The sequence below is a fragment of the Embleya sp. L77 genome (assembly GCF_055557415.1).
This window is the reverse complement of sequence record NZ_CM145709.1, coordinates 5,342,678-5,354,913: the sequence shown is the minus strand read 5'-3', so window position 1 is coordinate 5,354,913 and position 12,236 is coordinate 5,342,678. Positions and strand designations below refer to the sequence as shown.

General features: G+C 71.3%; 10 protein-coding genes. 5 read left to right on the top strand and 5 right to left on the bottom strand.

The window, feature by feature from the left end; all coding sequences use genetic code 11:
- Positions 1-17: 17 nt before the first annotated feature.
- Positions 18-254, top strand: coding sequence for a LapA family protein (locus ACZOOI_RS22955; RefSeq protein ID WP_396007114.1), 237 nt, complete (start codon positions 18-20; stop codon positions 252-254).
- A gap of 22 nt (positions 255-276) precedes the next feature.
- Positions 277-1,401: a hypothetical protein gene (locus tag ACZOOI_RS22950; protein WP_465277573.1), complete on the top strand. Its 1,125-nt coding sequence runs from the start codon at positions 277-279 to the stop codon at positions 1,399-1,401.
- Positions 1,402-1,591: 190 nt separating this feature from the next.
- Here ACZOOI_RS22950 and ACZOOI_RS22945 read toward each other — a convergent pair whose 3' ends face one another.
- Together ACZOOI_RS22945 and ACZOOI_RS22940 are read right to left on the bottom strand one after the other, a co-directional pair.
- Positions 1,592-3,478 carry an ABC transporter permease/substrate binding protein gene (locus ACZOOI_RS22945; RefSeq protein ID WP_465277572.1) on the bottom strand — a complete coding sequence of 629 codons (1,887 nt, stop codon included), beginning with the start codon at positions 3,476-3,478 and terminating at the stop codon, positions 1,592-1,594.
- Positions 3,471-4,856 carry a quaternary amine ABC transporter ATP-binding protein gene (locus tag ACZOOI_RS22940; RefSeq protein WP_465277571.1) on the bottom strand — a complete coding sequence of 462 codons (1,386 nt, stop codon included), beginning with the start codon at positions 4,854-4,856 and terminating at the stop codon, positions 3,471-3,473. Before ACZOOI_RS22940 ends, ACZOOI_RS22945 begins: the two co-directional genes overlap by 8 nt.
- Positions 4,857-5,457: 601 nt before the next feature.
- Here ACZOOI_RS22940 and ACZOOI_RS22935 point away from each other — a divergent pair.
- The 3 genes from ACZOOI_RS22935 to ACZOOI_RS22925 all read left to right on the top strand — a co-directional run bounded on the left by ACZOOI_RS22935 (position 5,458) and on the right by ACZOOI_RS22925 (position 9,108).
- Positions 5,458-6,237, top strand: coding sequence for a hypothetical protein (locus ACZOOI_RS22935; RefSeq protein WP_391586929.1), 780 nt, complete (start codon positions 5,458-5,460; stop codon positions 6,235-6,237).
- A 109-nt stretch (positions 6,238-6,346) separates the two neighbouring features.
- Entirely contained in the window at positions 6,347-7,648 is a 1,302-nt protein-coding gene (gene bioA, locus ACZOOI_RS22930) for an adenosylmethionine--8-amino-7-oxononanoate transaminase (RefSeq protein ID WP_465277570.1), read from the top strand.
- Positions 7,649-8,730: 1,082 nt separating this feature from the next.
- A complete protein-coding gene (locus ACZOOI_RS22925; protein WP_465277569.1) occupies positions 8,731-9,108 on the top strand; it encodes a hypothetical protein in 378 nt (125 codons plus the stop codon).
- A gap of 199 nt (positions 9,109-9,307) precedes the next feature.
- Here the strand turns inward: ACZOOI_RS22925 and der are convergent, their stop codons facing one another.
- The 3 genes from der to cmk are packed head-to-tail and all read right to left on the bottom strand — an operon-like array spanning position 9,308 to position 12,170.
- A complete protein-coding gene (gene der, locus ACZOOI_RS22920) occupies positions 9,308-10,777 on the bottom strand; it encodes a ribosome biogenesis GTPase Der (protein ID WP_465277568.1) in 1,470 nt (489 codons plus the stop codon).
- Between the two features lie 44 nt (positions 10,778-10,821).
- Positions 10,822-11,487, bottom strand: a complete 666-nt coding sequence (locus tag ACZOOI_RS22915; protein ID WP_465277567.1) for a lysophospholipid acyltransferase family protein — start codon at positions 11,485-11,487, stop codon at positions 10,822-10,824.
- Positions 11,484-12,170 (bottom strand): (d)CMP kinase, encoded by a 687-nt coding sequence (gene cmk, locus ACZOOI_RS22910; RefSeq protein WP_391586924.1) that lies wholly within the window; start codon positions 12,168-12,170, stop codon positions 11,484-11,486. Before cmk ends, ACZOOI_RS22915 begins: the two co-directional genes overlap by 4 nt.
- Positions 12,171-12,236 lie beyond the last annotated feature (66 nt).

Sequence of the window (12,236 nt, the reverse complement as noted above, 5' to 3'; positions counted from 1 at the left end):
GCAAATAGCATCACCGCATGGCAAAGACCCCTCGATCCGGCGCAGCGGGCGGCAACATCGGCGGCGTGTCCTACCGCACGATCGGCATCGCGGCGATCGTCGTCCTGGCCGTCTGGTTCGTGCTGGCCAACACCGATTCGGCGACGATCCGGTTCTGGATCCCCACCGTCGAAGCGCCGATCTGGATCGTCCTGGCCGGCACCTTCGCGGCGGGTGCGCTGACCGGCTGGTGGGTGAAGGGAAACCGCGCGTGAGCGGCCCGATATCCTGGGCCGCATGCTTCGCTCCAGGCTGCGTCCGGCCGTATCCGTGGCGAGCCTGGTGACCGCCGGCGTGCTCGTCGCCGGTTGTTCGAGCACCGGTTCGCCGACCGCCGAGCCCACCTCGGTCACTCCCACCGGCTCGGGGACCACCCCGGTCGGCGCCACCGTGTGCGCCGGGATCCTGCCGACCTCGGCGGTGACCGCCGTGCTGCCGGCGGCGCCCGCGTTCACCAGCGAGGACCAGCCGCCGCTGGAGCACTATCCGGTGCTGCGCTGCCAGGTCTCCGCGGGTGATCAGTCCTTCATCGGCTCGGCGTACCTGTTCAACATGGCGGGCGCCGAGCGGGTGCAACTGCCCGGGTTGACCACGACCGGGTCCGCCCCGCTGGGCGACAAGGACCACGATCTGTACGGCATGGCCGGTGCGGACGACGCGTGGCTCGTGCAGAACTGCAAGGTGCAGAACGTCGAGCAGCCGGTGCCGATGCTGGTGCGCGCCCGCACGATCGGACCGGCCGGCGCGCCGGCTCCGCCGGACCGGCGGCAGCAGTTGGCCGATCTGGCCGTCGACCTCGCCAACGGCGTGGCCAAGGCGGCCGGGTGCGATGCCAAGCCGACGCCGCGGCCCGGCCCGATAAAGCCCGCGGAAGAGCCGAAGCCGATCACCGACGCGCCCGTGTGCGGCATGCTCGAACCCGCCGCGCTCGGCCCGCAGGCCGCCGGCGAACAGCGCGCCCGCTGGACCGCCTCGGCCACTCCCGAGGGGCCCGGCGCGATCCAGGGCTGCGATCTGTTCCTGGACGGCAAGCGGGTGTTGTCCTTCGCCATCGTGCACGGCTACCTGGCTCCCGGCGCGGAGATCCCGGGCGAACGCGCCGCCCTGTCCGAGCGGCTGCCCACCGGCGGCGTGCCCAACGACGCCCAACTCGCGGGCACCGTCGAGGGCAAGGTGCTGGGCATGTGCGACGGCCACACCGTCGCCTACCAGCTCAGCCGGCACAACGGCGAGGATCCCCCCGGTCGGACCCTGGGCCAACCCACCGAGACGTTCTTCAAGGACTTCGCGAACGGCGCCTCGCGCTGGGGCTACAAGTGCGAACCCATCGCCCCGAACGCCGACTGGCAGATCCGCCGCTGATCGACGACGGGGCCGCCGCACGGTATGCGTGCGGCGGCCCCGTCGTCGATGCGCCCGGTCGTGTCGGTGACCCGCGGCAGCCTGCCGATCCGGCCGGATCGCGGCGCCGGCCGTCCCTCACGTGGGTGACGCCCGGCCCGGCACGACCGAGTCGCGCCAGGCCCGGGTCACGCACGCAGGCGACCGCCCGTCAGCGCACCCCCGCCGACTCCCGGGTCGGCGCCGGCAGCGACTGCGGTTGGGCGGTCTTGCCCTGTCCGCCGCCCTGTTCCGGCTTCGGCTGCTCCCCGCCCGCGGGCGGGAGGTCGGCCAGGAACTTCTTCTCGACGTCCGGGTTCTCCTTCAGGTAGGCCTTGACGCCCTCGGCGGCGGCGTTCGGCTTGCCCTCGAAGTCGACGAAGACCTTCTTCTCCAGCGGCCCGAGCACCGAGTCGTCCAGCTTGAGGTTCTTCACCCAGGTGTTCACCTGCGGGAAGTCCTTCGCGAAGCCCTTGCGACCGATCGAACTGATCCAACCCGGCGCACCGTAGGACTGCTTCGGGTCGGCCAGCGGCTTGATGTCGTACTTCGTGTACGCCCAGTGCGGGCGCCACATCGTCACCACGATCGGCTTGCCCGCCGCCATCTGCCGGTCCAACTCGGCGATCATCGCGGGTGTACTGCTCTTGACCAGGTCGAAGTCGAGCCCGTACTCCGGGATCAGCTTCTTCTCGGTCAGGTCCATGATGTTCGCGCCCGGCTCGATGCCGACGATCCGGCCGCCGAACTCCTTCTCGTGTCCCTTGAGATCCTCGACCGAGTTGTAGGGGAGGTTCTTCGGGACGGCGAGCTGCACGTCGACGTTGTCGTACCACTGCCCGATCTCTTCGAGCTTGGGCCCGTACTCGTCCATGTACTTCTTGTGCAGCGTGGGCAACCACGCGTCCAGGAAGAGGTCGATGTCGCCGCGCGCGATGCCCTGGAACAGCGGGCCCACGTCCAGTTGCTTGAGCGTCACGTCGTAGCCGCGCTTCTCCAACAACTGCTTGTACATGTGGGTGACCACGACGTCCTCCTCCCACGGGATCCAGCCGATCGTGATCTTCTTTCGACCGTTGTCCGTGGCGCCGAGGCCGAAGCCGCCCAGCAGACCCGCGACGAGCGCGACCGCGACCACGCCGCCGACCGCGACGACCGGGCGCGGACGCCAGTCCAGCAGCCACTTGGGCGTGAAGCCGTCGGCCGAACGCTCGGTCGCCGAGCGCTTGGCCCGGGCCTCGACCCGCTGTCCGGCCGCACTGACCGTACGGTCCAGGTAGATCGCGAGCACGACCACCGCGACACCGGCCTCGACGCCCAGGCCCACGTTGTTGTTCGACAGCGCGCCGAACACCTCGCTGCCCAGGCCGCCCGCGCCGACGATGCCGGCGGTGACCACCATCGACAGCGACAACATGATGACCTGGTTGACGCCGGCCATGATGGTCGGCAGCGCGAGCGGGAACTGGATGTCCTTGAGGATCTTCCACTCGCTCGTGCCGAACGCCTCACCGGCCTCGACCATCTCCGCGTCGACGCTGCGGATGCCCAGTTCGGTCATCCGCACGCCCGGCGGCAGCGCGAAGACCACGGTGGCCACGGCGCCCGGTACCGCACCGATACCGAAGAACGTGATCGCCGGGATCAGGTACACGAAGGCGGGCATCGTCTGCATGAAGTCCAGCACCGGCTTGACCACGGTGCCCACCGCGCGGCTGCGCGCGGTCAGGATGCCCAGCGGGATCGCGATCAGCAGCGCGACCGCCGCCGAGACCAGCACCAGGGCCAGCGTGGACATCGCCGGCTGCCACATGTCCAGGCCGTCGATGAGCAGGAAGCCCACCGCCGCGAGCAACCCGAACAGCAGGCCCCGCACCGCCCAGCCGATGGCCGCGAACAGCACGACCACGGCCGGCAGCGGCGAGTCGGTCAGCCAGTCGGCGAGGTGGGTGATCGCGCCGCCCACCACGCTCTGGATGAAGTCGAACAACCACGAGAAGTGGTCGCGCATGAAGTCGACCAGGCTCTCCGCCCAGTCGCCCAGGTGAATCCTAGGCATGGTCAGGCACCTCGCCCTCGGGCACGACCCGCTCGCCGGCCGGAGCCGGCACCCGCGGGTCGATCGGGACGGACCGCTCCGCGGCGCCGGCGGGTATCAGCTTCTCCGAAGGCCCCGCGGGCACCAGCATCTTGACGCTGCCCGTGTCGGTCACGCCGAGCGTGCCGCCCTCGGTGTCGCCCGATCCGCCCTGCGCGGCGTTGCCGAGCGCGGCCAGCAGGCTCACCCGGGGGATCACCCCGACCAGTCGCATCGCCTCGTCCACCACCGCGAGCGGCAACCTGCTCTCCGCGCACGGCGTGAACAGCTCGGCGACCGGGGTCTGCGGGGTCACCGTGACCACGTCCAGGGTCGGATCGGGCCGGATGCTCCGGTCGCCGATCCGCGCGGCCTCGGTGACCGCGGCGTCGGTGACCGCGCCCAGCAGTCGGCGGCCGTTCTCGCGCGAGTCCACCACGAAGGCCGCCGTGGTCTGCGCCTCGCGCATCGTGCGCATCGCGACCCGGGGCCCCTCGCCGCACGTCACCGTGGCGCGCGAGTCCTCCATGATCGAACCGGCGGTCAGCACCCGGGTACGGTCCACGTCCGCGACGAAGGACGCCACGTAGTCGTTGGCGGGGTCGGTCAGGATGTCCTCGGCGGTGCCGATCTGGACCACCCGGCCGTCACGCATCACCGCGATCCGGTCACCGAGGCGCATCGCCTCGTTGAGGTCGTGCGTGATGAACACGATGGTCTTGTGCAGCTTCTCCTGGAGTTCCAGGAGTTGATCCTGCATCTCGCGCCGGATCAGCGGGTCGAGCGCGCTGAACGACTCGTCCATCAGCAGGATGTCGGCGTCCGTGGCGAGCGCGCGGGCCAGGCCGACCCGCTGCTGCATGCCGCCGGACAGCTCGCCCGGCGCGGACTCCTCCCAGCCGGCCAGGCCGACCAGGGCCAGAGCCTCGCGGGCTCGTCGATCGCGCTCGGCCGCCGGCACCCCCTGCACGGACAGCCCGTAACCGGCGTTCTCCAGCACCGTGCGATGCGGGAACAGCGCGAAGTGCTGGAAGACCATGCTGATCCGCCGGGCGCGCACGTCGCGCAACTCCTTGGCGGGCAACGAGGTCAGATCCCGGTCGTCGATGTACACGGCGCCGGCGGTGGCGTCCAGGAGACCGTTGAGCATCCGCAACAGCGTCGACTTGCCCGAACCGGACAGGCCCATCACCACGAAGATCTCGCCCTCGGCGACGTCGAACGAGACGTCGATGACGGCCGGGGTGGCATTGCTCTTGCGTACGTCGTCACGGCTCTCGCCGGCGCGGAGTCGCCGGACCGCATCGTCGGCGCGCCGGCCGAAAATCTTGTACAGGCCTTCGGCCCTGAGTCTGGACACACATACCTCGTCATTAGGGCCGCGGGGGAACGGAACCGTTGACTTCGGTTCCGGGCCGGAGCACCGCCGTGATGAGGGCACCGGCGCCGCGGGCTGTGGACGCGGGAGTACGGCCGCCGCAGAAACGTCACGGCAGCGGCGCACGTCCGGGGTCGAACGCCTTTTTCCGGGGCGGGCCCGGAGAAAGTTGTATCCCGCATTTGTTACCGGGCGTGACTTGCCCGAGCCATTCCGATGAGAAACATATGGAGATTCTCATCTCATGAACGCGTTCGCATATGTCCGAATCAATCCATGGATCACCCGATTTCAAGCGGCCTTTCGGCCGTGATCCCGTGGTGATCATGACGTGATCACATCGACATATTCATACCTCTCGGTCATCGAACGCGTACCCGACGCCGAAACGTCGACGTCCACCGTCGCACACGAACCGGCCATCGCCCGAATGGCCGTGGCGCGGCCGGGGCGCACATGCCCCATAGGGGTGACGTTCCCGCATTCTCCAGGTGACACAACGTCACCACGCGGTAACGTCCCGGCGCGAGAACGCAGACGGCGAACCCCACTGTTGCACGCCCCCCTACCGATGGAGCCTTCCGTGTCACGCTTGCTCGACGTCAGCCCCGAGGTCCGCGCCGAGATCGGCGACGACGAGGCCGCCCGCCTGGTGGCCGGGGAGACCGGCCCCCAGACCTACGCGTGCGCCTCGTGCCGCGGCGAGGGCGACACCACCTCCGTGGAGACCAGCGCGCTGTTGTACCTGGCCGAGGAGACCGCGGTGCTCGCGTTCGCGCACACGCGCTGCATCCCCTCGCAGGTGATCCCGGTGTCCGAGGCGGCGGTCGAGCCGCTGCTCGCGGCACAGGCCAATCCCGGGCTCGCGGTGCAGACGGTGGTGCCGGGCGGGCCGGTGCCGATCTCGATCACCGGCAGCATGGTGGTGTGCGCGGGCGTGACCTACGCGGCGCTGGTGGTCGAGCCCGGGGCGGCCGTGGCCCGCCCGGGCACCCCCGGTGCGCAGGACGAGTTCCTCTCCCTGCTCGGCGAGCGCGGGTTCGCGCCGATCGCCACGCCGGACGAGACCCTGCCGCCGCTGCTCGGCGGCTGGTCGGTGCAGATGACCGACGGCTACCTGACCGCGGTGCTCTTCCCGGGCGCGGGTGGCCGGACCGAGGCGTGGTGGCAGGCGCAGACCCCGGCCGAGGTGCCCGAGGCATGGCTGAACGCGGCCAAGACGCACGGCGTGGTGCTCCTGTTCGCCGCCCCGGTGGGCACGATCGGCATCCACACCGGCAACGACGAGTTGGCCGCCGCGCTGAGCGAGGCGGGTCGGCGCAACCTGCTGGCCGCCGGATCCGTGCCGGTCAGCGGCATCTGAACGAGTTCGGCGCGTCGATCCGGCGGGGCGGCCGGGCGGGCGTCGCGGACACGGGCGGGAGGCGGCCGATTCCGAGCCGCCTCTCGCACTCCGATAGCGTGCCTGGCCTATGGAGCACTACGACGCGGCCTACGGCGACGAACTGGTTTCCCACGACCGGCGGCACATCTGGCACCCGTACGCGAGCACCGAGGGCGACGCGCCGCTGTTCCCCGTGGTCGGCGCCGACGGGGTTCGGCTGCGGCTCGCCGACGGTCGCGAGCTCGTCGACGGGATGTCCTCGTGGTGGGCGGCGATCCACGGCTACAACCACCCCGTGCTGAACGCCGCCGCGCACGCGCAGGTGGACACGATGGCGCACGTGATGTTCGGCGGACTGACCCACCCGCCGGCCGTGCGGCTCGCCCGGCGGCTGGTGGAGATCACCCCCGAGCCGCTGAACAAGGTCTTCTTCGCCGACTCCGGCTCGGTCGCCGTCGAGGTGGCGCTCAAGATGGCGCTGCAATACCAGCGAGGGCGCGGGCGGCCCGAACGCACCCGGCTGCTCACCGTGCGCGGCGGGTATCACGGCGACACCTTCGGCGCGATGTCGGTGTGCGATCCGGTCGGCGGCATGCACCACCTGTTCTCCGGGGTGCTGCCGGCCCACCTGTTCGCGCCGATTCCACCGGCCGGGTTCGACACCGCACTGCGCACCGAGGACACCGCGGCGATCGAGGATCTGCTGGATCGGTACGGCTCGACGATCGCGGCCGTGGTCCTGGAGCCGATCGTGCAGGGCGCGGGCGGAATGCGCTTCCACTCCCCCGCGTATCTGCGCCGGATCCGCGAACTGTGCACGCGCTTCGGGGTGTTGCTGATCGCCGACGAGATCGCCACCGGCTTCGGCCGGACCGGCGCGTTGTTCGCGTGCGAACACGCGGGAATCGCACCGGACATCATGTGCCTGGGCAAGGCACTCACCGGCGGCTACCTGACCATGGCCGCAACGCTGTGCACCGACGAGGTGGCCGAGACCATCTCCCGCGGCGAGGGCGGCGCATTCATGCACGGCCCCACGTTCATGGCCAATCCGCTCGCGGCGGCGATCGCCGGAGCAAGCGTGGACCTGCTCCTGTCCACCCCCTGGCGGGAACGCATCGCCGCCGTCTCCGAGGGCCTCCACACCGGCCTGGCCCCGGCCCGCGACCTCCCCGGCGTGGCCGACGTCCGCGTCCTCGGCGCCATCGGCGTAATCGAACTCGCCGCCCCCGTGAACATGGCCGTCGTGCAACCCGCCTTCGTCGAACAGGGCGTCTGGATCCGCCCGTTCGGCAAACTCGTCTACACGATGCCGCCATACGTGATCACCCCGGAAGACCTGAGCAAGATCACCCGAGCCATGGTCGAAGTAGTCCGCACCCACACCTGATCCCCACCGCACCCCCACACCGACCCACCAAGCCACGCCCACCCCCCGGCGGTCAACGCCCCGGACCCAGCCCGCCCCCGTAATCGACGCGCGCAGCCCGAAGAGCCGCGCACCCGCAAGCATCGACGGCGCAACCCAACGCCGAACGCACCCAACGGGTCAGGCCACGGCTCGGCGCGTCAGCGCCCCCGACCCAGCCCACCCCAGTGATCGACGCGCGCAGCCCGAAGAGCCGCGCACCCGCAAGCATCGACGGCGCAACCCAACGCCGAACACACCCAACGGGTCAGGCCACGGCTCGGCGCGTCAGCGCCCCCGACCCAGCCCACCCCAGTGATCGACGCGCGCAGCCCGAAGAGCCGCGCACCCGCAAGCATCGACGGCGCAACCCAACGCCGAACACACCCAACGGGTCAGGCCACGGCTCGGCGCGTCAGCGCCCCCGACCCAGCCCACCCCAGTGATCGACGCGCGCAGCCCGAAGAGCCGCGCACCCGCAAGCATCGACGGCGCAACCCAACGCCGAACACACCCAACGGGTCAGGCCACGGCTCGGCGCGTCAGCGCCCCCGACCCGGGCCACCCCAGTGATCGACGCGCGAAGCGCGGAGAGCGGCGGAGCCGCAAATTGTGGACGGTGTGGCCCGGAGCGAAGCGGAGGGACACACCGTCCCGAGCGAGGGGCCACTTTTTTCTCGGAGGAGCGAAGCGGGGGAGAGAAAAAAGTGGTGCCTCGCGAGCCGGCGCCGAAGGCGCCCAACAAGCAGCAACGTTGCGCCCGCGACTCCGGCACCCCCGCCTCGCCACACCCGCGACCCCGGCCGCCCCGGCCTTCCACACCCCGCGACCCCGGTGGGCCGGGCCTGCCACGCCCGCGACCCCGGCCGCCCCGGCCTTCCACACCCGCGACCCCGGCCGCCCGGGCCTGCCACGCCCGCGACTCCGCTCGGCCGGCCCCGCAGCCCCCACCTCACCGCACCCCCGCATCCCCGCACCCCCGCCCCCCACCTCACCCCACCCTCCCTCGACATCCCCGCAACACACCCCCGCAACCGGCGGGCGTTCCGGTCGTTGGGCCTGGTGTGTTCAGTTTCGACGACTCCATCAGCAGCCGGGCCCTCGGCCATCCCGTAGTCGCCGTCGGGGCTCCCGCGGCGCCCACCCATGACGTTCTGACACCGATCTACAACGCGCTGGAGACCGAGTGGCGGCGGATGTTCCGCGCCGTCCCGCACGAGCGCTCGAACGAGGACTTCGCGGCGAGCCGGCCGTCCTACGGCCCGCCCGCGGCGATCAGCCACTCGTACGCGCAGGATCCACCGTTCCCGAACTTCTCGCTGCCCACCCAGGGCGGCTACACCACGTACGGCCGGCATCGCGGCGCCTCCCTGGTGCCCGCCCAGCCCGCACGCGTCCCCGGCCCGCACGTCCCCGGCGGGCACGGCCACCTGCCGCTCTAGTGCGCCCGCGCCTGGGAAACAACGGGAAACACCGAGGAGGGCCCGAACGCCGCCGGCGTTCGGGCCCTCCTCGTGGGTACGGTCAGCGACCGGCCTCAGCAACCAGCCTCAGCAACCGACCTCAGCAACCAGCCTCAGCAACCAGCCTTAGCAACCGACCTCAGCAACCGGCCTCAGCAACCAGCCGCAGCAACCGGCCTCAGCGACCGGTCTTGTTGCGACCGCGCTTCTCCCTGACCTTCATCCGGATCTCGATCGGCGTGCCCGGGAAGCCGAACTCCTCGCGCAGCCGGCGCTCGATGAAGCGGCGGTAGCCGGCCTCCAGGAAGCCGCTGGTGAACAGCACGAAGCGCGGCGGCTTGGTGCCCGCCTGGGTGCCGAACAGGATGCGCGGCTGCTTGCCACCGCGGATCGGGTGCGGGTGGGAGGCCACCAGCGTGCCCAGGAACGCGTTCAGCTGGCCGGTGGGGATGCGCTTCTCCCAGCTGGCCAGCGCGGTCTCGATGGCCGGGACCAGCTTCTCCATGTGTCGGCCGGTCAGCGCCGAGACGTTCACCCGAGGCGCCCAGGTGACCTGGACCAGGTCCTGCTCGATCTCGCGTTCGAGGTAGTAGCGGCGCTCCTCGTCCATCAGGTCCCACTTGTTGTACGCGATCACGATCGCGCGACCCGCCTCGACCGCGAGCGAGATGATCCGGGTGTCCTGCTCGGTCAGCCGCTCGCTGGCGTCGATCAGGATCACCCCGACCTCGGCCTTCTCCAGCGCGGCCGTGGTGCGCAGCGACGCGTAGAAGTCGGCGCCCTGGGTCAGGTGCACCCGCCGGCGGATGCCCGCGGTGTCGATGAACTTCCAGGTCTTGCCGCCGAGCTGGATCAGCTCGTCGACCGGGTCGCGCGTGGTGCCCGCGACCTTGTCCACGACCACCCGGTTCTCGCCGGCGACCTTGTTCAGCATGCTCGACTTGCCCACGTTCGGGCGGCCGAGCAGCGCGACCCGGCGCGGGCCGCCCTCCAGCACGCCGAAGCGCTGCGCGGGGGCCTCCGGCAGGATCGCCAGCGCCGCGTCGAGCAGGTCGCCGCTGCCTCGGCCGTGCACGGCGGAGACCGGCCAGGGCTGGCCCAGGCCGAGCGACCACAGCGCGGCGGCGTCCGCCTCCTGCGCCATGTTGTCGACCTTGTTGGCGGCCAGCACGACCGGCTTGCCGGACTTGCGCAGCACCCGGACGACGGCCTCGTCGCTGTCGGTGGGGCCGACGATCGCGTCGACCACGAACATCACCGCGTCCGCCGAGTCGATCGCGTACTCGGCCTGGACCGCGACCGACAGGTCGATCCCGACCACGTCGCGCTCCCAGCCGCCGGTGTCTACCACGGTGAACCGTCGGCCGTTCCAGGTGGCCTCGTAGTACACGCGGTCGCGGGTCACCCCGGGGGTGTCCTCCACGACCGCCTCGCGGCGCCCGATGATCCGGTTGACCAGCGTGGACTTGCCCACGTTGGGGCGGCCCACGACGGCGAGCACCGGCAGCGGTCCGCCGGACTCGTCACCGTGCTCGCCCCGGTCGGGGGTGTCCCCTTCCGGGTCGACCCATTCCTCGGGGTCGTAGCCCGCCTCCCACGCCTCCGGGTCGAAGGCGCCCTCGGTCGTGGCGTCGGCGTGCTGCTCCATGGGGGTGTTCCTCGTTCGGGTAGCGGTACGGGTGAAGATCGTGGTCAGCCGGCGCGGCCGGTCATCCGCTCGGCCTCGCGCAGGTGCGCGGTGAGCCGTTCGACGATGCGGTCGGACGCGGCCTGGACGGCCTTGCGGGTGGCCCGGCGGTCGGCGTTCTCGACCGCCTGGAAGGGCTTGCCGTAGACCACGTCGATCCGGGAGCGCAGACCCGGCAGTGCACCGATCGAGGATCCCCGCGCGCCGGTGCCGAGGCACGCCACCGGGACGATGGGTGCCCCGGAGCGCAATGCCAGATATGCAAGTCCATTGTGCACTGCCGAGAAGTCGGCCTGTCCCCGTGTGCCCTCCGGGAACACGCCGAGTGCGCCGCCGCCCGCCAGTACGTCGAGCGAATCGGTGATCATCTTGCGGTCGGCGACTCCGCGCTGGACCGGGATGTGGCCGATCCCGCGCAGTACCGGGCCCAGCGCGCCGGTGAACATCTCGCGCTTGACCAGCACCTGCGTGGGCCGCGGCGCGAACGCGAAGAGCATCGGCCCGTCGACGAAGTTGGCGTGGTTGCCCGCCAGGATCACCGGGCCGGCCATAGGCACGTGCCATGCGCCCAGCGCGCGCACCCGCCAGAAGCTGCGCAGCAGCGGTTCGCCGATGAAGTGCGCGGCCCCGGCGAGCGGGGGCTTCGAGGTGCTCCCGAAGGCCGCGGTCACCGCACGTGTTCCGCGACCAGGGCGAGCAGGTGGTCGACCACCTGGTCGCGGTTCAGCTCGGTGGTGTCCACCAGGATCGCGCCCTCGGCCATCCCGGCGGGCGCGACCGCGCGACCGGAGTCCAGCGCGTCCCGGCGGGCCAGGTCGGCCCGGGTCGCCTCGACGCTGGTGGCCTGCGTACCGGTCAGCTCGGCGTTGCGGCGTGCGGCGCGGGCCGCCTCGGATGCGGTCAGGTAGACCTTGACCGCCGCGTCGGGCGCCACCACGCTCGCGATGTCGCGGCCCTCGACCACGATGCCGCCCGCGCCGATCACGGCCCGCTGGAGGTCGACCAGGCGGGTGCGCACCTGCGGCACGGCGCTGACCGCGCTGACCGCCTTGGTCACCTCGTCGGTACGGATCGGGCCGGCCGCGTCCCGACCGTCCACCGTGATGGTGGGGCCGTCCGGCGCGGTCCCGGAGACGATCTGCGGCTTGTCCGCGACGGCGGCCACGGCGGCGGGGTCGTGGATGTCGATGTCGTTGCCGAGCATCCACCACGTCATCGCCCGGTACATCGCGCCCGTGTCCAGGTAGCGCAGGCCCAGCCGGGCGGCGACCGCGCGGGAGACGCTGGACTTGCCGGACCCTGACGGACCGTCGATGGCGACCACGACGGTCGCGAGCGGCGTACGGGCTTCCACGGTCGCCGACCTTTCGCTTGTTGCCGGCACGGGGGCCGTCACGGGTATTGCCGAACCGGGCGGCGC

Excerpts from the sequence above, each read along its gene's own strand:
- ACZOOI_RS22955 (WP_396007114.1), top strand. The coding sequence starts at position 18 with ATGGCAAAGACCCCTCGATCCGGCGCAGCGGGCGGCAACATCGGCGGC.
- ACZOOI_RS22950 (WP_465277573.1), top strand. The coding sequence starts at position 277 with ATGCTTCGCTCCAGGCTGCGTCCGGCCGTATCCGTGGCGAGCCTGGTG.
- ACZOOI_RS22945 (WP_465277572.1), bottom strand. The coding sequence starts at position 3,478 with ATGCCTAGGATTCACCTGGGCGACTGGGCGGAGAGCCTGGTCGACTTC.
- bioA (WP_465277570.1), top strand. The coding sequence starts at position 6,347 with ATGGAGCACTACGACGCGGCCTACGGCGACGAACTGGTTTCCCACGAC.
- der (WP_465277568.1), bottom strand. The coding sequence starts at position 10,777 with ATGGAGCAGCACGCCGACGCCACGACCGAGGGCGCCTTCGACCCGGAG.